Origin of the sequence: Solwaraspora sp. WMMA2101, from assembly GCF_049179175.1 — a bacterium.
Taxonomy (GTDB): domain Bacteria; phylum Actinomycetota; class Actinomycetes; order Mycobacteriales; family Micromonosporaceae; genus Micromonospora_E.
This window is the reverse complement of record NZ_JBMHMA010000006.1, coordinates 4,432,118-4,457,273: the sequence shown is the minus strand read 5'-3', so window position 1 is coordinate 4,457,273 and position 25,156 is coordinate 4,432,118. Positions and strand designations below refer to the sequence as shown.

Here is a 25,156-nt window from a genome sequence, read left to right as displayed (position 1 = left end):
GAGCGTACCCACGGTCAGGTGCGGGACCGGCCGGCCCGCCGGGTCCGCCTCAGGTGCGGGACCGGCCGACCATCGCGCCGACGATCATCCGGTCGACGCCGGGCAGGCCGGCGGCGGCCAACGCGACCCGGCGGGCCCGTAGCCACCACTGGCGCTGCGGCACGAACCAGCGGGCACCGCGCCGGGCCACCTGCTGTTTGTCGGTGATGACCGGCCGCATCGCCGTCTCGTAGCGGCGCAGGGCGGTGGCGAGCAGGGTGGGGTCGGCGGCGGCCGTCGGGTCGGGAGTGGTGCCGAGGGCCCGGGTCAGCTCGTCGGCGAGGGTCTGCGCCCCCGCGACCGCCAGCGAGGCACCCTGCCCGGCGAGCAGCGACACCGCCTGGCAGGCGTCGCCGACCAGCACGACCCGGCCGTGGTTCCAGTACGGCAGGTCGATCTGGGCGACCTGGTCGTAGTAGATCTCGTCGGCGGGTGGGCAGGCGGCGAGCGCCTGCGGCACGATCCAGCCGAGGTCGGCGTACTCCTGGTGGAGGGCTGCCCGGGGATCCGCCGGCAGCGTCGGATCGCTGCTGTGGTGCACGGCGAAGGCCGCGACCCGGCCGTCGCGCAGGGCGTAGCAGCCGAGTTGGCGGCGGGTGCTGTCGGTGAGGGCGAACTCGTCGCCGATCTCGGCCCGTACCGCCGGGTCGTCGAACACCCAGGCGGCGGTGTGGAAGCCGAGGTAGCGCAGGAAGTGGCGTTCGTCGCCGTAGACGAGCCGCCGCACGGTGGAGTGGATGCCGTCGGCGCCGATCAACAGGTCGGCGCGGTGGACGGTGCCGTCGGCGGTGGTGGCGTCGACCCGGTCGGAGCGATGGTCGATGCGGGTCAGCCGGCTGTCGAAGCGCAGCGCGACCCGTTCGGGCAGCGCGTGGCGCAGGATCCGCTCCAGGTCGGGGCGCATGATGCTGGTCAGTCGGCCGTCGACCATCTCGGCGAACCGGGCGTAGCTGAGGCTGGCCCGGCGGCGGCCGCGCTCGTCGCGGTAGGTCAGCGCCTGCACCCGGTAGCCGTGCTCCTGCAGTTGCGGCAGCAGCCCCATCCGGTCGAGCACGTCGTAGCCGGGACCGAAGAAGTCGATCATGTAACCCTCGGTACGCGGGGCGGCCGCCTGCTCCAGCACGGTCACCGACCAGCCGGCGGCGTCGAGTCGGTGCGCCAGCGCCAGCCCGGCGATCCCGGCCCCGCAGATGACCGCCTTCACTGTCGGCCCCCTTCCGTCGTGGCGCTTTCGGTCGTGGCGCTCTCCGTCGTGGCGTCGATGATGATCATCCGGGTGAGCGGCCCGGCGACCGCGCCCGAGGTCAGAGCGGGTGACAATGGACGGTGCAGCAGCAGCCCGTCGACGGCGGCGGCGAGCACGGCGGCGGTGGCCGCCGGGTCGGCGACGCGGTGGCCGGCGAGCCAGTCGGCGAGCCGGCCGCGCAGGTCGTCGAGGATGCCGGCCAGGGTACGCCGCAGGTCGTCGTCGCGGGCGGCGGCGAGGTAGGTCTCGGCGAACAGCAGCGAGGTCGGGTCGGTGCCGGAGTAGCCGTCCAGGGCGGCGAGCATCGACCGTACGCCGTCGGCCGGGGTCGCCGCCGTCGTCAGCAGCGCACCCAGGTCGGCGGTCAGGTCGGTGACCGCGGTGGTGGCCGCCTCGATCAGCAGCGCCTGGATCGACGGGTAGTGGTAGTGGACCAGGCCGGGGGCGACCCCGGCCCGGTCGGCGACCACCCGGGTGCTGACCGCCGACCAGCCGCGTTCGGCGATCAGCGTGACGGCGGCGGCCCGCAGTCGGGCCCGCACCTGTCGGCCGCGTTCTGCGGCGCTCTGCGTCATCCGCACACTCCGATCCCGTATTGGTCGCCCGCCCTGGTCGTTTGTCCTGGGCGAACGTCCAACACGTTACCACGTCGATGCGATGCGTGAAAACGACTCTGGATTCCGAGGCCGCCGCCGTGCGATCCTTGTTGGCGTTCAGTAATCACACGATCACCGATGGCTACCCCTCGGCCGGAGGCGCACGTGAGCGAGCTGTACCGCACGCCCTACTACGAACCGCCGCCAGGCAAGGACAGCGGTGCGACTCAGATGCAGGTGCTGGTCACCGGCATCACCCCGCCGGTGCCGTCCGCCACGTACGGTGCCATGACCACCCTCGTCGGCCTCCGCCTCGACGGCCCCCGACACTGGATCCGGTTCGACGAGATCCCCGCCCACCCGCTCAGCCAGGCCGCGCCCGTACGGCGCTACGACATCGTCTCCGCCGTCGCCGAACCCGACCCCGACGACCCACGCCCGGAAAGCTGGCGGGCCCACGACGGCACCTTGCGGGTCCGTCACGAGGCGCGCCAGTGGCCCCGGCGCACCGCGATCCTGCACCCGCACGCCGAATGGTCCATGTGCGACATCCACCAGGCGGCGACCGGCCGCGACGACGCCCGGTCGGTCGCCCTGATCCGCGCCGCCGAGCTGCGCTACCTGCGGATCGGTCGCACGCCGGTGGCGGCACCGGCCGAACGCTGGTCCGCCGCCACCTGGCGACGCCACGAACCCGACCTGTTCCGACCGATCGTGCACGACCTGCTGCGCCGCCCACCGTTCACCCTCGCCTACCGGTACCGGTGCCACCACCCCGGCTGCGCAGGCCACGTACAGCAGCTGCGCGACCGGGACGTGGTCGCCTTCCAGCAGCGCCGCCGCAGATACTGCGGGCTGCCGCTACGCCGCGCACTGGTCGGCGAGTTCTGGTGGCCGCTGCGCCAACCCGGCCGCGAAGTGGCGTTCCTGGTCGGCAACCGCCGCGACGCCCCGGCCACCTTCGACATACTGGACACCGTCATCCTCCGCCGCTAGCTCGCCGGCCCGGATGCTGGGCGAGGGCGAACGACCGCACGACGGGATGCAGGTGGTAACGCCCGACGGTGTCCGACTCCAGCAACGCCAGGTCGACCAGCTCCTCCAGCAGGTCCTCGCTGTCCGGCTCGGGCCGGCCCAGCACCCGCGCCACGACGGGCAGCGCGAAGTCCGGCCGGTCGGTGACGGCCAGCAGGACCAGGGCGCGCTGCTGCTCCGAGGTGAGCTGCCGCCAGCTGGCCAGAAAAGTCGCACTCACGTCGAGACCACCGGCCCGCAACGAGCCCAGCCGGTGCCCGTCGGTGAACCGGTCGCGCAACGCCCCGATCGACCAGCCCGGCCGGGCGGCCAGCCGGGCCGCCACGATGCGGACCGCCAGCGGCAGCAATCCGCAGGCCACCACGAGCTCCCGGGCCGTCTCGCGCTCGGCCGCCACCCGGTCGTGGCCGATCACCCGGCTCAGCAGCTCGATCGCCTCGGTCTCGTCGAACACGTCGAGATCGGCGTGCACGGCACCGTTCAGGCCGGCCAGCCGGGAACGGGAGGTGACCAGGACGCCACAGGTCGCGGTACCCGGCAGCAGCGGGGTGATCTGTGCGAGGCTGTGCGCGTCGTCCAGCACCACGAGCAACCGGCGGTCGTGCGTCGCCGAGCGGAACAGCGCCGACCTGCTGTCCAGGCAGTCCGGTACGAACTCCACCCCGAGCGCCTCGAGGAAGCCGTCCAGGACGTCCTGCGGTGACGCCGGCACGGCGTCACCGCCCCGCAGTTCCGCGTACAACTGTCCGTCCGGGTAGTGCGCGCCGAGCCGGTGGGCGACGTGCCGGGCCAGGGTGGTCTTGCCGACACCACCCATCCCGGCTACGGCCACGACCGGCAACGATTCGCGGTCGGGCCGGCTCAGGGCGTCGGTGACGAGACGGGCCACCGCCGCACGCCCGGTGAAGTCCGCCGTGGTGGCCGGGACCTGGGCCGGAACCTGGGCCGGGACCTGGGCCGGTCGTGGCGCCGGTTCCTCACGTCGCGGCGACTCTTCACTTTGTGCCGGCCCTTCACTTCGCGCCGGCTCCGACCTTCGCACCGGCTCCGCACGCCGCCTTGGCGGGGCGGCGGGTCGCTCGCTGATCAGGAGCTGCCGGTGGGCCTCGGCAAGCTCGACGCTGGGTTCCAGCCCCAGCCGGTCCACGATCCGGCGCCGAGCGGCCGGAAACACCGCAGCGGCCTCCCCCGGCCGGCCGCTGGCGTGCAGCGCCCGGATCAGCAGCACGGAAAGGCTCTCCCGCAACGGGTTCTCGTCACTGAGAGCGCGCAACTCGGGCACGCACCAGGAGGCGCGACCGAGGTCGATGTCCAACGCCAGACGCGCCTCCAGCAGATCGAGGTGCAGCTCACTGAGCCGGCGACGATGCCGTTGCGCGAACGGGCCGGGCACCCCGGCCAGCGGCTCGCCGTTGAAGAGGGCGAGCGCCTCGGCCAGCATCGCGCGAGCGCTCCGCGCGTCGCCGGCCTGACGGGCGCGGCGGGCCAGTGCCTCGGCGTACCGCACATCGACGGCGTCCTCGGGCACCGTCAGGCGGTAGCCGTCACCGACGGTCGTCAGGATCCGGGGCTCGGCGGCGTCGTTCTCCAGCACCTTGCGCCACCGCCAAGCGTACGTGCGGAGGGCTTTCATCGCGGTGACCGGCGGATCGTCGCCCCACAGCGCCTCCATCAGAACGGTCGCGCTCACCCCCTGGCCCGGCCGCAGGAGAAGGACGGCGAGCAGGGCCTGTTGCTGCGGGCTTCCCATGTCGAGCTCGACGGAGCCCCGGCGGCCACGCACGACGCCGAGCAGGTCGAACCGAAGGGGCTCCATGTCAACCGCAGACGATCGCATCGGCGGCGGCCCGCAAATCCACCCTCATGTCGCCATCCTGGCAAACCGCAGCGGTCGGCGGTCCGGACAGTAGGCAAACCCATAGGACAGACGTCGTGTCCACAAGCTACGCCTGCGGATATATCAACCAGGTATCGGACATCTATCGGTGTGCACGAATCTTTGACCAAGGCACCTCTCGATGAAGGAGGAAGCACATGGGACTGCACGACGCGATCTACCGGCCGCAGAAGGACAAGCCGGAACTCGCCGAGACCGAGCAGCGGACCCTCGACGAGCTGACCGAGCGTGACCAGGACTCCGAGATGGCGGCGGTCGAGTCCGCCGGCTGAGTCGACGTCACAGGGCCGGGCGGCGTGCCCGTCCGGCCCACCCGCAACCCGCAGCGTCGGTGCGTTCAGTCGGAGGTGGAGCGATGTCGAGGACAGATCTTGCGGCCGGCCCGGTGGTTCAGGACGGTGAGCGGACGCTGAGTCTGCCCGAGGCCCACCAGCGGGGTACGGCGGCGGCAACCGAACTCGACCTCCGGGTCGACTGCACGGCGGTGCTCGACGGCGACCCGGCGGTCTGGACGGCGACGCTGTGGCGGGGCGACGACCCGGTGCCCAGCGGGCTGGGACTCGGCAAGGGAAGTTCGGCGGCGGCGCAGGTCGGCGCGATCTTCGAGGCATTGGAACACCACCTCAGCGGGCTGCAGGGCCTCGCCGGCGGCGAGACGACGCTGCGCCACGCTGCTGACATCTCCCGCGATGCGACGCTCCGACGGGACGTGGCGCTCGGCCTGCTCGGGGAGTTGCCCGACGGGCCGCTGGGGTGCCTGCCCTTCCGGGTGCTGACCAGCGGCGCCGAGGTCGACGTACCGCTGTTCCTGTCCGTGCCGGACTACCTCGACGAGGCGGCCGACCCGCTGCGGGAGGACCTCGGTGACCACTACGACTACACCGGGGTGAGCCGCTACTCCTGCAACAACGGCTGGGCGGCGGGCACCGACCCGGTCGAGGCGGCGGTCCACGCACTCAACGAGACCATCGAGCGGGACGCGCTCTCCCTCCTGCTGATCGACCAGTTCCTGGGGCGGCGGAGATCCCCGCTCGTCCTCATCGACACGGACACGTTGCCGGACGACCTCGCCGACCTGGTGTCGGCGGCGGAGACCATCACCGGCCAGCCGCTGCACCTGATCGACATGACCAGCGACCTGGGCGTACCGGCGATCTTCGCCTACCTCCCCACGCGCGACGGCGGACCGGCCCGGATCCGTGGCTGCGGCGCCTCCCTCTCCCGGCACTACGCGATCGCCCGTGCGGTGAGCGAGCTGGTCCAGGTCCACCTGGCGTCCTCGCTCGGGAACATCCACTCCGCGTTCGCCGCCATGACGCCCGTGCGGCACGACTGGACCAGGCCCTATCCCGCGCTGCACGCCTGCTACCGCAGCGACTTCAGTACCCGGCTCGACGACGCGACCGTCGTGCCGTACCGGGACACGGAAGCTCCGGCCACCGCCGCCGGCCACTTCGACGCGCTCGTCGACGCCCTCTCCCGACGCGGCTTCACGCCGTTGCAGCGTGACCACTATGTCACCGGAAACCTGGCCGTGGTCAACATCTTCGTCCCCGGCCTGGAGAGGTTCATGCTCGTCACCGACGGACAGGTGGTGGTGCCGGGAGCGCGGGGCATGGCGGTCCGCAACAACGGAGTACGGCCTGGACCCGTGAACGACACCAGGTGACTCACGTGCAGATGGCGCCGGGCTGAGCACAGACCACGCTGGAGATAGGGACCGGCCAGATGCCACCTGTGCTAAGACAGGGCGGTGAAACGAACTGCGCGCGGGTTCGCAGCGGCACTCGTCGTAACGGCGACAGTTGGCATGCCGGTGCCGGCACTGGCAGCCGACGCCGTGGCCCCGGCCGACGCGGTGGCAGCCGACGCGGTGGCCCCGGCCGACGGCGCGACCGCCACGCCGTACGCCGGGACCGGCGACCCCGGGTACGCCGGCGACGACGGCCCTGCCGTGGCGGCGGTGCTGAACCAGCCCGGCGGGGTCGCCGTCGCGCCGGACGGGGTCGTGTACGTCGCCGACACCGGCAACGGGGTCGTCCGGGCGATATCGGCCGACGGCGTGATCCGGACCGTCCCCGTCGGCGAGGACTCCCTGAACCATCCGAGCAGTCTGGCGGTCGACGCGGCCGGGACCATCTACATCGGCGACAACGGCAACGCCCGGATCCTCTCCCTGCCGCCCGACGGTGACGTGACCGTGGTGGCGGGCGGCAACGGGGCCGGGTTCGCCGGTGACGGCGGGCCGGCCACCGAGGCACAGCTGCGCGACGTCAGCGGCCTGACCGTCGACGCCGACGACGGGTTGGTCTTCGGCGACCTGCGCAACTACCGGGTCCGGCGGATCGACACCAGCGGTCTCATCGACACCCTGATCGGCAGCGGCGACGTCGGCCTGGTGGCCGGCGGCGACGCGGCGTCGTTCACGTTCCCGTACGCACCGATCTCGACGGCGGACGACCCCGACGGCGGCCGCTGGGTGGCGAGCACCCTGCTGTACGGCCTGTCCGACAACCGGATGCGCGCGGTGGTCCGCGACGGCGACAGTCGGTGGACGTACTCCGAATCGCAGTCGGCGGAGATCCCCGCCGGCGCCTGGCAGGGCACCCTCTACCTGGCCGCCACCGCGAACGCCCGGTACCTGTCGACCGACGACGGCCTCTACCGCTTCCACCCCGACGGCCGGGTGGAGACCCTGCTGGCGGATCCGTCCATCGCTGGACCGTTGACCATGGTGGACGACCAGCTCGGCTACCTGGTCGACCCGCGCCAGCACAAGGTGTACCGGCTGGAGCTGCCAGCGATCTCCAGCACCGGCGGCGACGGTGACCGCGACCCCGACGGTGCGGTACGGCCATGGTGGGTGCTGGCCGCCGGGGTCGCGGTCGCGGTGGCACTCCTGGTGGCGGTCGTCGCGGTACGCCGCCGCAGGGCGATGAACTGAGCGGCCACGCCGCAGTAATACCGGTCGGAGCCGTGTTTCCGCTGCGCACTCTGCGCACTATGGTTGCCGCATGGTGGAGACGTTCGCAGTCGACCGCGTCGACCGCATCGCGGACATCCTCTTTGGAGTAGCCACGGCCAAAGGGCTGATCGGCTACGGCCCGCTGGCGAAGCGGGTCGGCACCCGCCCCGACTTCCTGGGCCAGCCGCTGGACAAGCTCTCCAGGCTTGCCGCCGAGCGGGGCGAGCCGCTGTGGAGCGCGCTTGTCGTGGCCCGCAGCAGCGGCCGTCCCAGTTCCGGCTTCTACGGGCTCGCGCGCAGCATCCGCCCGGAGTACGAGGACAAGAGTGACGACGAGGTGTGGGCGCAGGAGCGCGAGCGCTGCTACGCGGCCGCCGCGTCGGCGTAACACCGCTGCGTGTCGGTGGGGCGTGGCACTCTGACCGGGTGAACGTCGAGGAAGCCGTCCGACTGCGCCGGGCCCGGGACCTGCTGGACCGGGAGTACGCCCGCCCGCTGGACGTGCCGGCGATGGCGCGGGCCGCGTACATGTCGCCGTCGCACTTCACCCGGCTGTTCCGGGCCGCCTACGGCGAGAGCCCGTACGGCTATCTGTCGACCCGGCGGGTCGAGCGGGCCAAGGCGCTGCTGCGCCGTGGCGACCTGAGCGTCACCGACGTCTGCATGGCGGTGGGGTTCACTTCACTCGGCTCGTTCAGCTCCCGCTTCACCGAGTTGGTCGGCGAGTCGCCCAGCGCGTACCGGGCCAGGTCACATGCGGCCGGCGCGGCCATCCCGGCCTGTTACGTCAAGGCCGTCACCCGCCCGACCCGGCCGGCCGCGCCGCGCTTTCCTGTTCAATGACGACTGAGACGAGGCTCTGAGCTAACCGAACAGCTCGCGGATCACGCCCATGGCTCGTGGCGAGATCACCTCGTCCGGATAGAAGTCACGGCACAACCGCACGGCATCGTCCACCGTCGCGACCTTGGCCAGCGCGGCGAGGGTACGAAGGTCGTCCACGTCGCGTGTCCGAGCCGCGAGAGCCTTCATTGCGAAGATGTGCTCGGGCGAAGCCGCCATGACGCGAATGCCGGGATGGTCGAAGACCCGCCGTCGTCCCGGGTCCTCTTTGCCGGACACGTAAACGCTGGCCTGCTCGTTGAGCCACCACGGGGGCAGTCCTAATTCGTCGGCCACTGCACGCGCCTCGTCGAGAACGACGCCGTGCGGCACGAACATCGCATCGACGTCCCTTGTCACCCGTTTTGCGTCATAGGCCAAGGCCATCGCGGCACCACCGACGACGAAGATGTCAGCAACGACCCCTCGACGGACGAGCCGATCACCTAAGCTACTGAACGCTCGCTCAAGTTCCGCGCGCCCCATCAGGACGCCGTCTGAGCCGGTCACGCCGCCGCCAGATCGTGGACGGACAGGTACACCCCATGCTTGCGAAGGGCGGCAGGCGCCCAGGCCAGCGCATCTGCCCGGTGGATCGCCAATTCGGCAGGGAACCATGGTCGGCGCAGCACCCGCGCCTCGGCCCATTGCGGCGGGGCGATGTCCGCCTGCGCGAGCAGATGCTCTGCGAGTGCCGCGAGTAGTGCGTCCCACCGCTCGTCCCCGGTCGGCTCCGGTTCGTCCAGCAGCAGCGTCACTCTGGTGTCCGCCGGCTCCCAGCGGAACTCCTCCAGGAATTCCCACACCAACTTCCACCGGGTCTGGTCGACGTCTGTGGATGCCAGATGACTGGCCAGCACTGCCAGACTCATCGGTTCGTAGCCGGTACCCACAACGCGAACCTCACTTTCCGAACCTCGGCATCACTTCGGCACCATCAGCTTCAGGCTACCGGGCGACGGCCTGTCCAGGACCGGGCGGAGCATCAAGTCGGTTTGGAGAAGCCCAGGTCAGCCGGTCCGGCGTAGCGTCACCGGCATGACGATCACGCTTTCCCACACGTTCCTGCTCGTCCACGACCAGGACGAGGCACTGAAGTTCTACCGCGACGTGCTCGGCCTGGAGGTCCGCACCGACATGGCGTTCGAGGGCGTCCGCTGGCTGACCGTCGGCCCGCCCGGACAGCCGGACGTCGAGATCGTGCTCGAAGTCGCCGCGATGGGTCGCGCCGCCGACCAGGAGACCCTGGAGCTGCTGCTCGCCAAGGGCTCGCTCAGCGGGCTGATCTTCCTGGTCGACGACGTGGACGCGACGTTCGAGCGGGTCAGGGCCGCAGGGGCGGAGGTCATGCAGGAGCCCATCGATCAGCCGTACGGCTTCCGCGACTGCGGTGTCCGCGACCCGTCCGGCAACAACATCCGTTTCTCCCAGAAGCTGTCGCAGTGAGCTGACCGACGACGCAGACCGGCGGCGCTGACTGGACCGGGCTGTCCCGGCTCATCCCGAGGCAGCCCGGTTGCCGCAGGTCGGACAGACCGTGGGTGGTTGCTTCGGGCGGCGGCCACGGATCGCGACAGTCAGTGGCAGGGCCGCGCCAGCCGCCAGCACCGAGACGACGGCCACCCAGGCGGTCGACGCCCAGGAATCCGCAGCAGTCCCGGCATAGCTGGCCACCAGCCCGGTGAGCGGTTCGACCAGCAGCGTCGCGAACGCCGGCAACATGATCACCGTCGCCAGCCAGCCCCGATCGTCGCCACGCACTGCGAGCAGGGCGCTGGCACCCAGCAGCCCGATCAGCAGGATCGCAGCGATCGCGGCAAGCAGATCGCCGTCGAACCACCGGTACGGGCTGCCTGGCATGGTGATGGTCGCGACCCCGGCGGCGGTCACCGTCACCAGGGCGACGACGACTCGCAGCCGCAGCCCGGCCCGGCTGCCGGGACTGTCCGGCAGGCCGAGCGCGACCAGGCCGAGCGCCAGTTGCGGCACCAGTACCGTCAGCGGGGGCCGGTCGTACGGCAGCAGGGCGGCGGCGGGGAGCAGCGCGACTGTCACCGCCAGGGCCGCCAGGACACCGACCCGAACGACACGGCCGGGCGATACGAGGGCGGTGAGCCCGACGGCGAGCCAGGCGACCCAGGCAACTACACCGATGGTCTGAAAGGGGCCGAACATCGGCACTGGCCCAGCCAGCGCACCGCCGATCACTTCGGCGCTGATCAGCCAGAAGGTGGCAAGCATCGTGACCGTGCCGATAGCGACGGTGGCGGCGATCGGCAGCGCCGCCGCCATGCCGCTGCTGCGCAGGTGGGCGCGGGTCGCACCGGCCAGCACGTCCCGGACGTCGGCAGCGCTCGGTCGTCGGCGGCCGCCGTCCACCATCGCCAGATAGGTGTCGAGCATCTCGTCGCTGCGGTGGGCCTGGTAGTGCGCCGGATAGCAGCGCAGCAACGCCCGGTACCTGCGCTCCAGGACGGATCGGTCGTCGGTCATGCCACACCTGCGGCGAGTCGGGTGCTGGTGGCCCGCTCGCGGGCGCGCAGTCGTTGGCTGGCGGCCTGCACGTTGAGCCGCATCCGTTCGGTTTCGGCCCGCAGCACCGTCTCGCCGCGATCGGTGAGGCGGTAGTAGCGGCGGAGCCGACCGTCGACGATCTCCTCGCGGTCGGTGGCGACAAGGCCGTCGTCACCGAGCCGGTCGAGTGCACCGTAGAGCGTGCCGGGACGCAGGGTCAGCCGACCATCGGAGAGGGTGGACACCTCGGAGATCAGTCCGTAGCCGTGCATCGGCTCCCGGGCAAGGGCGGTCAGGATGAGGAACGTCGGCTCGCGTAACAACTCGGGCATGACCACAACGTATCGGTGACAAACATATATCGCAAGCGAAGGTATTAGTGAGGGGTGACTGTGCCTCCGGTCGGCTTGCCGGTCCCGGCCGGAGGCACAGTCAGCTCACGGGCGGCGACGGGCCGGCCGGGTCACCGCGCCGGGGCGGCGCAGCGCGTCCGCCCGTACGACGATTGCCCTGAAGCGGTGGTCCTCGCCGCCGACGACCTCGACCCCGACCAGGTGGACCCATTCGATCCCTGGATGCTGCGCGCCGTCGTCGACCCGGGTGACCCGCAGCACGAGTCGACCGAGCCCGTAGCAGTAGTCGCCGGTATTCAGCGAAACCGTGTCGCCGGGTTTGACCAACGGGTCATTCTTCATCGGTGATCATTTCCACCGACTTGCCGTCGCGCAGCAGTTCCGCAAGCCGCTCGTACACCTTGAAGTCTTCCACTTGTAGAAATTGCAGCGCGGTGTCCATCGGGCGGCATCCGTCGGTCAGACAGACCGGGCAGCCGGCCCACTCCACCGAGGGCCAGTGGTCGGTGACGACGCTCCTCGCGTACCGGATCGCGACGTCGCGGGTCTGCTCCTCGCTCAACTCGGGGATGGCCGGCGGTTGGGAACCTGGTACCAGGACACTCATTTCTACCCTCCGCTGATCCTCGCAACTTCTCCTGCGAACACTCTGGACTCCGCCGGCACTCTCCCGTAAGGATGGAGCGGCATACCCGTGAAATCACTCGCGTACGGAGGGGTAAGCGGTGGACATGATCATGTGGATACGCGCGCTCAAAGCAGCGCGCGTCGCCGCCGGAGTAAGCCAGGACGGACTCGCCGATAAGATCAATTGGAGCGCGTCCACGATTGCCGCGATCGAGACCGGACGGCGCAAGCCGACCTTCAAGTTCGCCGAGGAAGCCGATGAGGCGCTGGAGACCGGCGGCCTGCTGACCGAACTGCTGGACCGCGCCGAACGCCAACGCACCCCCGCCTGGTTCCTTGCCTGGCGCAGGATCGAGTCCGAGGCCAGGCGCCTCCGTAGCTTCGAGCTGGCCGTCATCCCGGGCCTGTTACAGACCGAGGAGTACGCCCGAGCGATCATCTCCGCTGGCGGGCTACGCACCCCGGCCAAGGTGGAGGAGCTGGTGCGGGTCCGGATGGAGCGGCAGGAGCTGCTGACCCGCGACGACCCGCCGGAGTGCATCTTCATCCTCGACGAATCGATGTTGGCCAGGCCAATCGGCGATCACGCGATCCTCGACCGGCAGCTGCAGCACCTCCAGGAGGTAGCCAAGCTGCCGAACGTGCGAATCCACATCCTGCCGACCGAGGTCGGCGCACACGTCGGCCTCGGTGGCGGCTTCGCCATCGCTCAGCTATCGGATGTCGATCCAATGCTCTACCTGGAGAACAACGCCCGCGGGCAGGTCGCCGACGACGAGGAGACGATCGACCTGCTCAACCGGAAGTGGGACTGCCTGCTCGGCGACGCCGCCTCCACCAGCGCATCGCTACGCATCATCGCGAAATATAGGCTGACGCCATGACGACTCCTGACGGTCTGCAGTGGCGCAAATCCAGCCGTTCCGGCGACACGGGCGGTAACTGCGTCGAGGTCGCCGCCGTGTGGCGCAAGTCCAGCCGCTCTACCGACAACGGCGGCAACTGTGTCGAGGTCGCCGGCAACCTGCCGGGTCGGGTCCTGGTCCGCGACTCGAAGGACCGGGACGGCGGCACCCTCGCCTTCTCCCCCACCGCCTGGACCAGCTTTCTCACCCACACCCCCGCCCGCTGACTTCACAGGAACGTCCGCAGCTGGCCGCCGCGCCCCCCAACTGGAGAAACCCTGGCGCGATGGCCAGCTGCGGACCAACCCGCTTAGCTAAGGGGGTGCACGATGACGAGCGAGGCTCTGGAGCAGTTCAACATCCATGAGGCCAAGACGACCCTGTCACGGATCATTGAGCGGGTGGAGCACGGCGACCACGCGACCGTCGCGGGGCACGCCTTCCGATGATCCAGCGGGATCCCTTCGACCGAATGCTCGTCGCGCAGGCGCAGTGTGCAGGGTTGACCATCGCCACTCGCGGGGCGGATATCCGCATGTACGACGCGAGCGTCCTACCCGTCTGAGCAGAGCTCACTCTTGCGGGACAACCTGCTGCCGCTGACCGTGTTAGCCTGTCCCGGCCAATCGCCCGAGAGCACAAGGGATGGTCGCATGCAGCTGGTCGGACGACTCGACAGGTTACGCCCCGCCGCACTCCTGATCGGTGCCTTGGCACTGTTGCCTGCCTGCTCGCCGGCCTCGAGCGACCCCGCGACAGCGGATGCCCGCGTCGCCGGATCCGGTGCCGGTGCCGGTGCCGCGCAGGCCGAGCAGGGTGGGCACCCGCTGCTCACCGAGGCGCTGGCGTTGGAGCCACAGGTGCGCGACGTCATCGGCCGGCTCACCGAGGAGTGCCTGCGCGACGCCGGCGTAGACGAGTTCCCACCGCAGGGCTCGGCGCAGGAGGCGCGGTCGGCGGTCGTGGCACCGCAGCTGTCCCCGACGCGCGACGAGGCGACGGCGAACGGGTACGGCATCCACGCCAGCGCCACCAGCGGCGAGCCCGGCGCTGAGCAGTTCGTCTGGTCGTCGCCGGACGACGAGCGCCGGTTCCAGGAGGTGCTCACCGGAGGCGCCGACGGCGCGGAGGTCACCGACGACGCCGGCCAGCCCACCATCGGCGGATGCATCGGGCAGGCCCGGACCGCCGTCTACGGCGAGGTCGCCGGCCCGCCGAATCCGACGCCGCTGATCAGCGAGGCGGCGTGGGCCGCGTACGACGCCGATCCGACCGTGACCACGGCGGTGGCCGACTGGTCGCGGTGCCTGCGGGACGCGGGCCACCCGCAGCTTTCCGACCCGGTCGACGCGCACCGCTACGCCCAGTATTTCCACCAGCCGGTGGGCGACCGGCCCGGTGGCCCGGTGCCCGACGGCGGGCCGTGGCCGGTCGACGTGGCGCGGGACAAGGAGATCGACCTGGCCGTCGTGGACGCCGGCTGCGCCGACGAATCCGGGCTGCGCGACGCCCAGCAGCGGGCGTGGGACGCGGCGCTCGACGCTGCGGTCGGCCAGCACGGCACCGAGTTGGCCGACTACCGGGACGCGCTGGCGGCCGCGCTGCAGCGGGGCCAGCAGAGTCTCGCCGGCTGACAGGTTCGCCCGGTCCGGCGTGAGCGCCGGACCGGGCGAAAAGCACCGATCAGAGTCGTACGGTGGTCAGGAGACGCCGAGCGTACCGAGGTAGTCGGGGTTCTCGGACAGCCACGCCTCGACGGCGCCGGCCTCGTCGCCCTCGTGGACGTTGAACATCAGGTCCTCGAGCGAGCCGAGCTGCTGGTCGTCCATCTTGAACTTGCCGAGCATCTCGGTGACCTCGGGGAAGTCCTCGCCGAACCCGGTGCGGGCCAGGGTGTGGATCTCCTCGGCCTGCCCGAGGGTGCCCTCCGGGTCGGCCAGGTCCTTCAGTTCGTAGTTCGAGTACGCCCAGTGCGGGTGCCACAGGGTCACCACGATCGGCTCCTCGTCGGCGATGGCGCTCTGCAGCGCGGCGAGCATCGCCGGGGTCGACGAGGTGCGCAGCTCGTAGTCGTCCAGGCCGTACGTCGGCATGACCTGGTCCTGGGTGGCGGCGGTCAGGCCGGCACCCGGCTCGATGCCGATGATCTCGCCGTTGAACAGGTCGGCGTTGGCGGCGAGGTCGGCCAGCGAGTCGACGCCGTCGACGTACGCCGGTACGGCGATGCTCAGGCTGGCGTTGTCGTACCAGACGCCGAGCTGTTCGATGTCGTCGCCGTACTGCTCCATGTAGGAGGCGTGCGTCTGGGGCAGCCAGCCGTCGAGGAACAGGTCGATGTCGCCGGAGGCGAGACCGGAGTAGACGACGCCGGCTTCGACGTTGGTCAGCTCGACCTCGTACCCCTGGGATTCAAGAACGTTCTGCCACAGGTAGGAGGCGGCGATCGCCTCGTCCCAGGCCATGTAGCCGATGGTGATGCTCTTGTCGGCGGAGCCGGTGGAACCGGTACCGGTGCCGCTGTCGTCGGTGTCGTCGCTGCCGCAGGCGGCGACTCCACCGAGGGCGAGCGCGGCCGCGGCCGCGACTGCGGCCCGGCGGAGCAGTGTGTTGCCGAACATGTGTTCGTCCTTTCCGTGTGTTGCCCGTTCACCGGCGGACTCGCGGTAGGCGAGGCAGGGCGCCGGCACCGGTGACCCTCCCTGCGGGATCTCGGTCTTGCGGTGCGGTTCGGGGCGGTCAGGCCTGTGCGACGGCGCGCTGTGCCCTGGCCGACTTGGTGCGGGCGCCGATCGAGTCGGTCAGCCGATCGAGCACGACCGCGAGGATGACGACGGCGATGCCGCCTTCGAAGCCACGGCCGACCTGGATCCGGGCCAACGCGGTCATGATCACCTCGCCGAGGCCGCCGGCACCGACCATGCCGGCGATGACCACCATCGACAGCGCGAGCATGATCACCTGGTTGACGCCCTGCATGATGGTCGGCAGGGCCAACGGCAGTTTGGTGCGCAGCAGCACCGCCCAGGGCGAGGCGCCGAACGCCTCACCCGCCTCGATCACCTCGCGGTCGATCTGGCGCAGGCCGAGCTCGGTCAGCCGGACCCCCGGCGGCATGCTGAACACCACGGTGGCGAGCACGCCGGGGACGGCTCCGACGCCGAAGTAGAAGATCGCCGGGATCAGGTAGACGAACGCCGGCAGGGTCTGCATGAGGTCCAGTACCGGGCGGGCCAGCGCGGACACCCGCGGATTCTCGGCGATGAGGATGCCCAGCGGTACGGCCATCAGCAGGGACAGTCCGCTGGCGACCAGCACCAGCGCGAGGGTGCTCATGGTCTGTTCCCAGTACGGCATGCCGGCGACCATGCCGAGGCCGATGGCGGTGCCGATGCCGAACTTCCAGCCGCGCAGCCACCAGCCGAGCGCCGCGAAGATCAGCACCATGACGATCGCCGGGGGCGCGTTCAGCAGGTCGTCGAGCGGGTCGACCAACGCCTGGACCAGACTGGAGATGCCGTCGAAGAACGGCTCCATGTGCTCGGTGGTCCAGTCGACGACGGCTTCGAACCCCTTGCCGACCTGCACGTACGGCAGCAGCCCGTCCAGGCCGTCCGCGACGTTCACTGGTCTTCTCCTTCGGCAGTCGCATCGCTGGCGGTGTCGGCGGCGGTCGGCTCCGTGCCGATGGCGCCGAGCGCCCGCAGCAGCGTGATCCGGGGGATCACGCCGACGAGGCGGCCGGTGCCGTCGGTCACCGCCAGCGGGTGTGGGCTCTCGGCGCACGGGGCGAACAGCTCCGCGACCGGGGTCTCCTCGGCCGCCACCCGGACCTGGTCGGTCGTGACGACGTCGCGCAGCGTCTGCCGGCCGTCGCGGATCGCCTGTTCGATGCCGTCGTCGGAGACGGTGCCGACGAACCGTTTGCCCCGGCCGGTGACGTAGACCGCCGAGATCTGGTTCTCCCGCAGCACCCGTGCGGCGACCCGGGGTCCGGAGTTCTCGTCGACGACGCCGAGTGGCCGTTCCATCACCGACGAGGCGGTGAGGATCCGGGTACGGTCCACGTCGGCCACGAACTGAGCGACGTAGTCGTTCGACGGGTCGGTGAGGATCTCCTCGGCGGTGCCGATCTGGACGATCCGCCCAGCCCGCATCACGGCGATCCGGTCACCGAGGCGCATCGCCTCGTTGAGGTCGTGGGTGATGAAGACGATGGTCTTGCCGAGTTGGGCCTGCAGGTCCAGCAGCTGGTCCTGGACCTCGCGACGGATCAGCGGGTCGAGCGCGGAGAACGCCTCGTCCATCAGCATGATGTCGGTGCCGGCGGCCAGCGCCCGGGCCAGGCCGACCCGTTGACGCATCCCGCCGGACAGCTGCTGGGGCAGCTTGTCCGCCCACTGGTCGAGGCCGACCAGGCGCAGCGCCTCCATCGCCTGCTCGCGGCGCTGGGCGCGGGGCAGACCTGCCGCCTCCAGCGCGTAGCCGGCGTTCTCCAGCACTGACCGGTGCGGCAGGAGCGCGAAGTGCTGGAAGACCATGCTGATCTTCTCGCGCCGGACCTTGCGCAGGGCGGCCGGTTTGAGCCTGGTGATGTCGACGCCGTCGATCTCGACGGTGCCGCTGGTCGGCGGGAGCAGGCCGTTGAGCATCCGGATCAGGGTGGACTTGCCGGAGCCGGACAGCCCCATGACGACGAAGATCTCGCCACGGCGGACCTCGAAGTTGGCGTCGACGACCGCGCCGGTGGCACCGAGCGCCGGGAGCGTGTCGTCCCGGCCGGCGCGCAGCTGTTCGAGGGCCTTGTCTGCGCGTTTGCCGAATATCTTGTACAGGGATTTGACGACGATTGCGGACACGATCTCCATTCCAACGGATGTCGTGACGATGGTCCCAGGCGACACATGCGTCGCACATGCATCGATGGCATCAAATCGTCTGACGGTCGGCGGGCGAACCAGTCCCGGTCGGTGATTGGGGGTTGCGGTCGACCATACCTGATGGGATCCGGAGAACGAAAAATGTCCGATACCATCACGTTACGGGCATACCGTACCTCGCTGTGTTCGTCACTCCCATCAATTGTTCACCTGTTCCATTGTCGACCGATGCACGTCCGCGTCAGCATTGGCACCGAGCGTGACGAGCCCGCCAGCAGCGCCATCCGGCACCAGCCGCGAGGCATACGGGCGTCCGCGCGGATTTCCGGGACGAAACCCCCCACCCCGAGCCGCCAGCAGGGCGCAATCAACGAAACAATTTGGTATCCATTCGATAAAGGGGGTTGAAAATGCGGGATTTCATCCACCAACCCCGTCACGACAAATGTGACAGTCGCCACGATGCATCGGGCACCCCGCCACCCCGACACAGAATCACGGCGCCATTCCCCCGAGGGGCCGCCAATTTCCCGGGCCGGCGGCGTGGACGCGACCGCAACCGGCAGCAGGCACCAGCGCCACGTCGACATCGGCGCGCCCAGCCGGCCGCGCCGCCCGGCGGACCGGTGTCAGCCACGCTGCCCAGCCCGACCCGCGGCGCCCAGCCCGACCGGCGCCAGCCACGCCGCCCGGCCCGACCGGCACCGCACCGCCGACCGGCGCTACGCTGGAACAGCGTTCCTCAGAGGAGCGAACAATCCGCTGAGGAACAGCGTCCCGGCAGATGTTCCGGTGGAGTCTCGTCACGGGCGGCGACGGCGACGTCAAGGGCCAGTACCGGACGACACGGCATGACGACCGCCGTGAATATCGCGACAGTGAGTGCCCGCGTAGTACCGTGAGGTAGTCATTGCCGCCCGTGCCGGGCGAGGCGGCCGCCGGCACGGGAAGTGGGAGATACACGCGTCATGGCCACACCGACCGTGCACGCGCCGAAGCCACCCCGGCGACGCAGGCGCGTCATCATCCTCGTCACGGCGGCGACGGCGCTGCTCGCCATGCTGGGTACCGGAGCCGCGCTCGCGCTCGCGCCGGGCGACCGTCCTCCTGCGACGCCCACTGCCGCCAGCCCCTGCATCACACCACCCGGCGACACCGCGAACCCCGGCAGCGGCACCGCAGCCGGCACTGCGGCCGACGTCGGGGCGGCGGCTCCGGACGGGGGCGAGTTGAGCATCGTCGAGTCTGGCTTCACCCAGTTCGGCAGCGCCGCCGCACCGATCACCCGTGACGGGGTGGTGAGCACCGGTGCGGTCATCGTCAACACCAGCGGCCACCTCGCGTACGGGGCGACGGTGAGCTTCCGCGTCCTCGACGCCGAGGGTCGACCGGCCTCTCTCGACCCGGCCCGCGAACAGCCCCGGCAGATCCCGGTCATCCTGCCCGGGCAGCAGGTCGGGGTGGGCGAGCGACACTGGGTCGCCTCCCGGGGCGGCCGGCGGGTGGAGGTCGCCAGGGTCGATGTCACCGTCACCGGGGCGACCTGGCTGCCGGTGGAGGGTACGCCGACCGCAGCGGTCACCACCCGCCATCTGGACACCGCCCGGTACGGCCCGGACAGCATCGACGCCACCGTCAGCTACGAGGTGCACTCGCCGTACTGCCGGGAGTTGGCCTCCACCGGCGTGGGCATCGTGTTCCGCGACGCCGCTGGCGTGATCGTCGGCGGCGGCTTCGACCCGACCGCTTCACGCTCGGGCTGCCGGCCGGGCCGGCACCGGGAATCGGCGCTGCTGGTCCGCAGCCTGCCGCCGACGGCGGACGACACCCGGACCGAGGTGCACCAGTACTGCGTGCCCCGGTAGGCGGTCGCAGACCCGGCCGGTTGGACGGTTACCGGCCGGGCCTGCGCTCCGCGAGGGTCCCGCCCGGATAGGTCCCTCGGTCATCATGTGGTTCGTGCGGCCGCGATGAACCTCTCGTGTCATGACACGGCAGACTCCATGTTACCGCTAACATCGAATGATGTACATACCGTGACCCCGATGTCAGATCGTGACCTGACTGCGCATTCTCGAACAAGATCGTCGACATTCGACAGACGAGAATCCTCCTGGCCCGTTTTATCTCCACAGTGGCATCAGCAGGAGGAACCATGAGTGGATCCCTGGGCGGACGCGCCGTGGTGCTCGGAGCCAGTATGGCCGGGCTGCTCGCGGCCCGGGTCCTGACCGACCGGTACGACCAGGTCACCCTGGTCGACCGGGACGAACTGCCAGCCCACGGCGACCAGCGGCGCGGCGTACCGCAGGGTCGGCACCTGCACGCGCTGCTCGCCCGGGGCGCGCAGATCCTCGACGACCTGTTCCCCGGCCTGACCGCCGACCTCACCGCCGCCGGCGTACCCAGCGGCGACCTGCTCGGCGGCATCCGCTGGCTGGTCGCCGGACAACGAATTGCCCGCGTCGACATCGGTCAGCCGGTGCTCTTCCCGAGCCGGCCACTGCTCGAACGGTACGTCCGCGACCGGGTCCGGGCGCTGCCAGCCGTCACCGTCGTCGACGGTGCCGCCATCGTCGCGGTGACGACCACCCCGGACCGACGGCAGGTCACCGGGGTACGGGTCCGCAGCGCCACCGACGCCGAAGCCCTGATCGACGCGGACCTGGTCGTCGACGCCACCGGCCGGGGCTCCCGCACCCCGGGCTGGCTTGCCGAACTGGGCTACCCGTCGCCGGTCACCGAGAAGATCCGGGTCGACGTCGGGTACGCCTCCCGGTCGTACCGGCTGCCACCCGGCGCGCTCGGCTCCGACACGGTGATCCTGCAGAACTGGACGCCGCGCCACCCGTACGGCGCCGGCCTGGCCCAGCAGGAGGGCGGCCGGCACATCCTCACCCTGGCCGGCATGCTAGGCGAGCACCCGCCCGCCGACCCGGCGGGGTTCGAGGCCTTCGTCGACCGGCTCGAGTTCCCCGACATCGCCCAGGCGATCCGGTACGGCGAACCACTCGACTCCCCGGTCACGTTCCGCTATCCGGCGAGTGTGCGGCACCGGTACGAGCGGCTGACCCGGTTCCCGGACGGGCTGTTGGTGATCGGCGACGCGATCTGCTCGTTCAACCCGTTCTACGGTCAGGGGATGTCCGTGGCCGCGCTGCAGGCGCAGGCGCTGCGCGACGCGCTGGCCGACGGTGGGCCGCAGTGGCGGCGGTACTTCGCGGCGGTGGCGCGGGCGGTCGACGTACCGTGGCGGATCGCCGCCGGCGGCGACCTCGCCTTCCCCGGGGTGGCCGGCCGGCGCGGCGCGATGGTCCGGCTGACCAACGCCTACCTGCCCCGGTTGCACGCCGCCGCCGTGCACGATCCGACGCTGTCGGCGGCGTTCGTCCGGGTCACCGGGCTGCTGGACCCGCCGGGCAGCCTGCTGCGCCCGGACCGGCTGGCGCGGGTACTGCGCCCGGACCGGCTGGCGCGGGTACGCCCCGGCCGGTCACCCGGGCCGGGCGGTCACTCCCCCAATTCCCGCCAGGTGCCGAGGAGTGACCGGGCGACGTAGACGCTCACCCCGAGTGCGGCGATCATCGGCACCACCCGGCCGGGACCGACGGCACCGGTGACGATCCCGACACCGATGCCCACCCCGAGGACCGCGCAGAACACCGCCCAGAAAGCGGACAGCAGGTACTTGACCCGCTCCCGTACCGGCAGCCGGCGCAGCCGGTCCCGGACGCCGGGCGGCTTCGGGGCGGTCGGCTTGCGGTAGACGGTGTCCGGCCGGGGGATCTCGTCCGGGTCGCGGGGCGGCAGGTCCACCCGCAGCTGCGGCGGTACGGCCGCGTCCACCGCCGCCGGGTCGACGTCCCGGTAGAGGGTGGGTTCGACCCGGACCACGATGGCGTCGTCGCCGATCAGCTGCCGGCCGCCGTCGGGCCAGGCCAGCATCGCCACGCAGCGGTCGTAGCGGACGGTCGCCACCCGGTCCGCCGCCGAGTCGTCCGCGTCGGAGGGATCGGCCGGGTCGGTGACGATGCTGACGCCCTGTGCGCCGACGATCAACTTCTGCGGCAGGTCGTCGAGCCCGGGGTGCGTGGTGCCGTCGACGGTCTCGGTCGACCCGGACGGTGCCGCGACGAACCCGGCCCAGTCGGCGGACCGGCCGTACGGGGTCATCAGCAGCGACGACGCCGCCGCCTCGGTCGCCACCCGGTGCACGTCCTGCGGCGTCACCGCCTTGATCTGCCGCAGCAGGTCGTCGCTGGTGTCGACCGGGTAGCCGGTCAGCAGGTTGAAGGCAGCCGAGGGCAGCCGGGCCCGGTCGGCGTCGGCGGTGGCCAGCGCGTCGGTGGCCTTGCCGATCACCGCCGCGACGTCCGCCTCCTCGATCCGGCCGACGCGCACCTTCGCCAGTACGTCGATCATGCCGCCGAGCACCGCGTCCTGCTTCTGCGGCAGCGCGTCCGCCAGGGCGGTGATCACCGAGTACCCGTCGCCGCGCGGCTCGTAGTGGGTCGCGGCGGTGTACGACAGTCCGTCGCGTTGGCGCAGCGCCCGGAACATCTCCCGTTCCAGGACTCCGCTGAAGACACTGGCGGCGACGTCGCGCGCCACCACCGCGTCGTAGACCGTGGACCGGCTACCGCCGGGGAAGTACGCCGGGGTGGTCGGCAGCGCCGACGAGGCCGCCGGGGTCGGCATCCGTACCCCGGAGGGCAGGTCCAGCCGCAGCCCGGCCGGGATGTCGTCGCCGGCCAGCCACAGCACCGCGTTCTCCCGGGTGAAGTAGCGGGCGACCCACTGCTGCAGGTCGTCACCGGTCAACGCGGACAGCCCCCATTCGGGGAAGGCGACCAGCCCGTGGTCGCGGGCACCGTGGCGCCACAGCGGGATCGGGTCGGTCACCGAGCTGCCCCGGTTGCTCCACTCGGTCCGCAGGATGTCCTTCTCCATGCCCAGCCGCTGCAGCGGCAGCTGGCGCAGCGACTGGCACACCCCGGTCAGGAAGGTGGTGACGTCGTCGACCGAGCCCTGCAGGTGGAACTGGGTGACGACGCTGCCGGTGCTGCCGTTGTAGTGGTAGTCGGCGGTGCCCAGCGGATGCAGGACGAGATGCTCCAACAGGTGGGTGACGCCCCGCCGGGCCAGGGTCTCGTCGGCCTGACCGACCCGGAACATCAGCCCGGCGTGCACCGGCCCGCTGGTCGGGGCCAGCAGCGCCGGTACGCCGTCGACGTCGAGTTGCCGGATCATCGCCGACCTCCGGCGGCCAGCGCCTTGCGGCGAAACTCGGCGAACATGGCGACCGGGTCGTCGAACCGGCCCCAGACGTCCGTGCTGACCCGGTTGCCGAGCGCGACGAAGTGTGGTGCGGCGGCGGCGTGGTCGCCGAGCAGGCTGTGGACCATGGCGAACTGGCTGGCCGCGTCGATCCACCCGTACGTCGGGCGGAAATCGGCGTGCAGCACCGACCGGGCAGCGGCCATCCGTACCTCTTCCTTCACTTCCGTGGTGGCGTACTTGGCCTGCTCCCAGGAGTTGAGCTCGACCAGGTGCTCGAAGTGGGCCTGGGCGATCAGCGACGCGTTCAGCGCGCCCTCGGGGGCGGCGGCGGCGCACTCGCGGGCGAAGGTGTGCATCTCGTCGAAGCTGCCGCCCCATTTCGGACAGAGCTGCTGCAGCAGCAGTTCCTGGGCGGGCAGGTGGTGCGGGTCCTGTTCGGCGAGCCGGTCGTAGCGGCGGCGCGCCTCGGACTGGCCCAGTTGCAGGCCCCGGGCGGTGATCAGCCGAGCGGCCCAGATGGAGCAGTCGGCCGGCTGGTGCGCGGCGGCGTCGATCAGCATCAGCTCGGCGGCGCGCAGAATCTCGTGGAAGGTGCGGAACTGGCTGCGGCTGACGTGCTTGGCGCGGGCGCTGGTCCGTACCTGCCAGGCGTTGTGGATCATCAGCCAGCCGAGAAGGGCGGCGGCCACCGCGTCGGTGGGGTCGGCGTCGACCTGCTGCTGCACCATCGGTCGGATGTCGGGCTCGGCGTCGGCCTGAGAGATCAGCCCGGTCTGGGTCGACGGTTGCTGGTCGGCGATCAGAGTGCGGGCGGCGGGCCAGTCGCCGGCGCGCAGCGCGGCCCGCAGCTCGCGCCATTCCGGGTACGCGTCGGTGAGGTCGGTGGTGAGCGCGAGTTCGGGCGCGGCAGGCATCCCGGCATCGTAGGGCCCGCCGCGCCCCCGCGTGCTCCCGGTCGCCCCGTCAGTGCGCGCTTCCGGTCGCCACCCTTCCGTGTGTGCTCCCGGTCGCCCCGTCAGGAGGTGCCGGCGCGGGCCCGGGGCCGGATGGACTCGCGGGCCTCGGGGGCCAGCCGGGGCGGCCAACTGCCGGGCACCAGGACTCCACAGTGGTACGCCCAGGCGACCAGCGCCGTCCGGTTGGTGACCCGGGCCTGCCGCAGCAGCGCGGTCACGTGGTATTCGACGCCCTTGCGGCTCAGGTGCATGCTGGCGGCGAGTTCGGCGGTGGAGGCGCCACCGGCGAGGCCTTCCAGGACCCGGGCGCCGACCTCGGTCAGCTGTGGGCGGCGTACCCGGTTCTCCGGGGTGAGCAGCACCAGCACGGAGTCGGCGGGCGGCTCCATGCCGCGCACGGCGACGGCGGTGACGTGGCTGGCGGCGAGGCGACCGTCGGTGGCGGTGACCTCGGCGAGGCCGACGAAGTGCGGGTAGGCGTCGGTCAGCAGGACGCTGAACCGGTGCCGGAACCAGGCCCGCCGGTCGGGGTGCAGGACCAGTTCGAAGGGGCGACCGGCGAGTTGGGCGCCGGACCAGCCGATCCATCGGGTCAGGCCGGCCGACACCCGCACGACCCGGCCGTACCGGTCCAGTTGCACCGCGCGGGCGTCGGGGCGCAACCGGATCCCACCGATCAGGTCGGGATCGGCGCCGTGGCCGGGGCTGGTTTCCGTACGGGCGGCGTTGAGGATGCTGGTGGTCTCCACGACGGTACGGTGGCCCGTCGGACTGCTCATTCGGCAGTCCATTCTCTGCTCACTTCGGCCGGCGGCACACTGAAGTGGCCCGGATCGGGCGGTCAGTGCGGATCATCGTGGCAGTTGATCATCCCGGCTTCCACTGGTTACTGGGTGGTACCCCGGATATTCGTGTACGCCGTCCTGACTCTCCGTGCGGAACTGCCGTCACCGGCAGTAGGCTCGCCGACGACCTGAGAGGTGA

General features: G+C 71.0%; 27 protein-coding genes. 12 read left to right on the top strand and 15 right to left on the bottom strand.

All coding sequences use genetic code 11. The features are described from left to right. Positions 1-49 precede the first annotated feature (49 nt). Together ACN28F_RS21270 and ACN28F_RS21265 are read right to left on the bottom strand one after the other, a co-directional pair. Positions 50-1,243, bottom strand: coding sequence for an FAD-dependent oxidoreductase (locus ACN28F_RS21270; RefSeq protein ID WP_421359393.1), 1,194 nt, complete (start codon positions 1,241-1,243; stop codon positions 50-52). Continuing rightward, a complete protein-coding gene (locus ACN28F_RS21265) occupies positions 1,240-1,860 on the bottom strand; it encodes a TetR/AcrR family transcriptional regulator (RefSeq protein WP_289209676.1) in 621 nt (206 codons plus the stop codon). The genes ACN28F_RS21270 and ACN28F_RS21265 overlap by 4 nt, the downstream gene beginning before the upstream one ends. Positions 1,861-2,046: 186 nt before the next feature. Between ACN28F_RS21265 and ACN28F_RS21260 the strand changes: the two genes are divergently transcribed. Beyond that, complete coding sequence (locus ACN28F_RS21260) at positions 2,047-2,877, top strand: hypothetical protein (protein ID WP_289209675.1); 831 nt, start codon at positions 2,047-2,049, stop codon at positions 2,875-2,877. Here ACN28F_RS21260 and ACN28F_RS21255 read toward each other — a convergent pair. Continuing rightward, a complete protein-coding gene (locus ACN28F_RS21255) occupies positions 2,861-4,732 on the bottom strand; it encodes a BTAD domain-containing putative transcriptional regulator (RefSeq protein WP_421359391.1) in 1,872 nt (623 codons plus the stop codon). The two genes, ACN28F_RS21260 and ACN28F_RS21255, sit on opposite strands and share 17 nt — an antisense overlap. A 218-nt stretch (positions 4,733-4,950) precedes the next feature. Between ACN28F_RS21255 and ACN28F_RS21250 the strand changes: the two genes are divergently transcribed. The 5 genes from ACN28F_RS21250 to ACN28F_RS21230 all read left to right on the top strand — a co-directional run bounded on the left by ACN28F_RS21250 (position 4,951) and on the right by ACN28F_RS21230 (position 8,621). Continuing rightward, positions 4,951-5,085 carry a hypothetical protein gene (locus tag ACN28F_RS21250; RefSeq protein WP_421359389.1) on the top strand — a complete coding sequence of 45 codons (135 nt, stop codon included), beginning with the start codon at positions 4,951-4,953 and terminating at the stop codon, positions 5,083-5,085. An 83-nt stretch (positions 5,086-5,168) separates the two neighbouring features. Continuing rightward, a complete protein-coding gene (locus tag ACN28F_RS21245) occupies positions 5,169-6,482 on the top strand; it encodes a YcaO-like family protein (RefSeq protein WP_421359387.1) in 1,314 nt (437 codons plus the stop codon). Positions 6,483-6,629: 147 nt separating this feature from the next. Continuing rightward, positions 6,630-7,757, top strand: coding sequence for a hypothetical protein (locus ACN28F_RS21240; protein WP_421359386.1), 1,128 nt, complete (start codon positions 6,630-6,632; stop codon positions 7,755-7,757). Positions 7,758-7,827: 70 nt separating this feature from the next. Continuing rightward, a complete protein-coding gene (locus ACN28F_RS21235; protein WP_289209670.1) occupies positions 7,828-8,166 on the top strand; it encodes a hypothetical protein in 339 nt (112 codons plus the stop codon). Positions 8,167-8,204: 38 nt separating this feature from the next. Beyond that, positions 8,205-8,621, top strand: a complete 417-nt coding sequence (locus tag ACN28F_RS21230; protein WP_289209669.1) for a helix-turn-helix transcriptional regulator — start codon at positions 8,205-8,207, stop codon at positions 8,619-8,621. 21 nt (positions 8,622-8,642) lie between these two features. Here the strand turns inward: ACN28F_RS21230 and ACN28F_RS21225 are convergent, their stop codons facing one another. Together ACN28F_RS21225 and ACN28F_RS21220 are read right to left on the bottom strand one after the other, a co-directional pair. Then, positions 8,643-9,170: a DUF6036 family nucleotidyltransferase gene (locus ACN28F_RS21225; protein WP_421359383.1), complete on the bottom strand. Its 528-nt coding sequence runs from the start codon at positions 9,168-9,170 to the stop codon at positions 8,643-8,645. After that, on the bottom strand, positions 9,167-9,553 hold the full coding sequence (locus tag ACN28F_RS21220) for a hypothetical protein (protein ID WP_289209667.1): 387 nt from the start codon (positions 9,551-9,553) through the stop codon (positions 9,167-9,169). Before ACN28F_RS21220 ends, ACN28F_RS21225 begins: the two co-directional genes overlap by 4 nt. A gap of 145 nt (positions 9,554-9,698) precedes the next feature. Here ACN28F_RS21220 and ACN28F_RS21215 point away from each other — a divergent pair, with 145 nt between their 5' ends. Then, positions 9,699-10,106, top strand: coding sequence for a VOC family protein (locus tag ACN28F_RS21215; RefSeq protein ID WP_289209666.1), 408 nt, complete (start codon positions 9,699-9,701; stop codon positions 10,104-10,106). A gap of 51 nt (positions 10,107-10,157) precedes the next feature. Here ACN28F_RS21215 and ACN28F_RS21210 read toward each other — a convergent pair whose 3' ends face one another. The 4 genes from ACN28F_RS21210 to ACN28F_RS21195 form a co-directional block, all read right to left on the bottom strand. Further along, positions 10,158-11,153 carry a hypothetical protein gene (locus tag ACN28F_RS21210; RefSeq protein WP_289209665.1) on the bottom strand — a complete coding sequence of 332 codons (996 nt, stop codon included), beginning with the start codon at positions 11,151-11,153 and terminating at the stop codon, positions 10,158-10,160. Beyond that, positions 11,150-11,506, bottom strand: coding sequence for a PadR family transcriptional regulator (locus ACN28F_RS21205; protein WP_289209664.1), 357 nt, complete (start codon positions 11,504-11,506; stop codon positions 11,150-11,152). Before ACN28F_RS21205 ends, ACN28F_RS21210 begins: the two co-directional genes overlap by 4 nt. A gap of 105 nt (positions 11,507-11,611) precedes the next feature. Beyond that, positions 11,612-11,869, bottom strand: a complete 258-nt coding sequence (locus ACN28F_RS21200) for a hypothetical protein (protein WP_289209663.1) — start codon at positions 11,867-11,869, stop codon at positions 11,612-11,614. Beyond that, entirely contained in the window at positions 11,859-12,089 is a 231-nt protein-coding gene (locus ACN28F_RS21195) for a hypothetical protein (RefSeq protein WP_421359380.1), read from the bottom strand. The genes ACN28F_RS21200 and ACN28F_RS21195 overlap by 11 nt, the downstream gene beginning before the upstream one ends. 169 nt (positions 12,090-12,258) lie before the next feature. On the opposite strand from ACN28F_RS21195, the gene ACN28F_RS21190 reads away from it, so the two are divergent. From ACN28F_RS21190 to ACN28F_RS21180, 3 genes are all read left to right on the top strand, one after another. After that, the gene (locus tag ACN28F_RS21190) at positions 12,259-13,038 is read left to right on the top strand and encodes a helix-turn-helix domain-containing protein (RefSeq protein WP_289210846.1); all 780 of its coding nucleotides are present in this window, start codon (positions 12,259-12,261) and stop codon (positions 13,036-13,038) included. Next, positions 13,035-13,286, top strand: coding sequence for a DUF397 domain-containing protein (locus ACN28F_RS21185; RefSeq protein ID WP_421359378.1), 252 nt, complete (start codon positions 13,035-13,037; stop codon positions 13,284-13,286). The genes ACN28F_RS21190 and ACN28F_RS21185 overlap by 4 nt, the downstream gene beginning before the upstream one ends. A 426-nt stretch (positions 13,287-13,712) precedes the next feature. Then, positions 13,713-14,693 (top strand): hypothetical protein, encoded by a 981-nt coding sequence (locus ACN28F_RS21180; RefSeq protein WP_421359376.1) that lies wholly within the window; start codon positions 13,713-13,715, stop codon positions 14,691-14,693. A 66-nt stretch (positions 14,694-14,759) separates the two neighbouring features. On the opposite strand, the gene ACN28F_RS21175 is transcribed toward ACN28F_RS21180, so the two are convergent. From ACN28F_RS21175 to ACN28F_RS21165, 3 genes are all read right to left on the bottom strand, one after another. After that, the gene (locus ACN28F_RS21175; protein WP_289209659.1) at positions 14,760-15,677 is read right to left on the bottom strand and encodes a glycine betaine ABC transporter substrate-binding protein; all 918 of its coding nucleotides are present in this window, start codon (positions 15,675-15,677) and stop codon (positions 14,760-14,762) included. Positions 15,678-15,795: 118 nt separating this feature from the next. Next, on the bottom strand, positions 15,796-16,683 hold the full coding sequence (locus ACN28F_RS21170) for an ABC transporter permease (RefSeq protein WP_289209658.1): 888 nt from the start codon (positions 16,681-16,683) through the stop codon (positions 15,796-15,798). Next, on the bottom strand, positions 16,680-17,924 hold the full coding sequence (locus ACN28F_RS21165) for a quaternary amine ABC transporter ATP-binding protein (protein ID WP_421359374.1): 1,245 nt from the start codon (positions 17,922-17,924) through the stop codon (positions 16,680-16,682). Before ACN28F_RS21165 ends, ACN28F_RS21170 begins: the two co-directional genes overlap by 4 nt. Before the next feature lie 980 nt (positions 17,925-18,904). On the opposite strand from ACN28F_RS21165, the gene ACN28F_RS21160 reads away from it, so the two are divergent. Further along, entirely contained in the window at positions 18,905-19,801 is an 897-nt protein-coding gene (locus ACN28F_RS21160) for a hypothetical protein (RefSeq protein WP_421359372.1), read from the top strand. A gap of 290 nt (positions 19,802-20,091) precedes the next feature. Beyond that, positions 20,092-21,495 carry an FAD-dependent oxidoreductase gene (locus ACN28F_RS21155; protein WP_289209654.1) on the top strand — a complete coding sequence of 468 codons (1,404 nt, stop codon included), beginning with the start codon at positions 20,092-20,094 and terminating at the stop codon, positions 21,493-21,495. On the opposite strand, the gene ACN28F_RS21150 is transcribed toward ACN28F_RS21155, so the two are convergent. The 3 genes from ACN28F_RS21150 to ACN28F_RS21140 form a co-directional block, all read right to left on the bottom strand. Beyond that, complete coding sequence (locus tag ACN28F_RS21150; RefSeq protein WP_421359370.1) at positions 21,447-23,186, bottom strand: M16 family metallopeptidase; 1,740 nt, start codon at positions 23,184-23,186, stop codon at positions 21,447-21,449. The two genes, ACN28F_RS21155 and ACN28F_RS21150, sit on opposite strands and share 49 nt — an antisense overlap. Beyond that, positions 23,183-24,130: a hypothetical protein gene (locus ACN28F_RS21145; protein WP_421359368.1), complete on the bottom strand. Its 948-nt coding sequence runs from the start codon at positions 24,128-24,130 to the stop codon at positions 23,183-23,185. The genes ACN28F_RS21150 and ACN28F_RS21145 overlap by 4 nt, the downstream gene beginning before the upstream one ends. A gap of 101 nt (positions 24,131-24,231) precedes the next feature. Further along, positions 24,232-24,951 (bottom strand): helix-turn-helix transcriptional regulator, encoded by a 720-nt coding sequence (locus tag ACN28F_RS21140; protein WP_289209651.1) that lies wholly within the window; start codon positions 24,949-24,951, stop codon positions 24,232-24,234. Positions 24,952-25,156 lie beyond the last annotated feature (205 nt).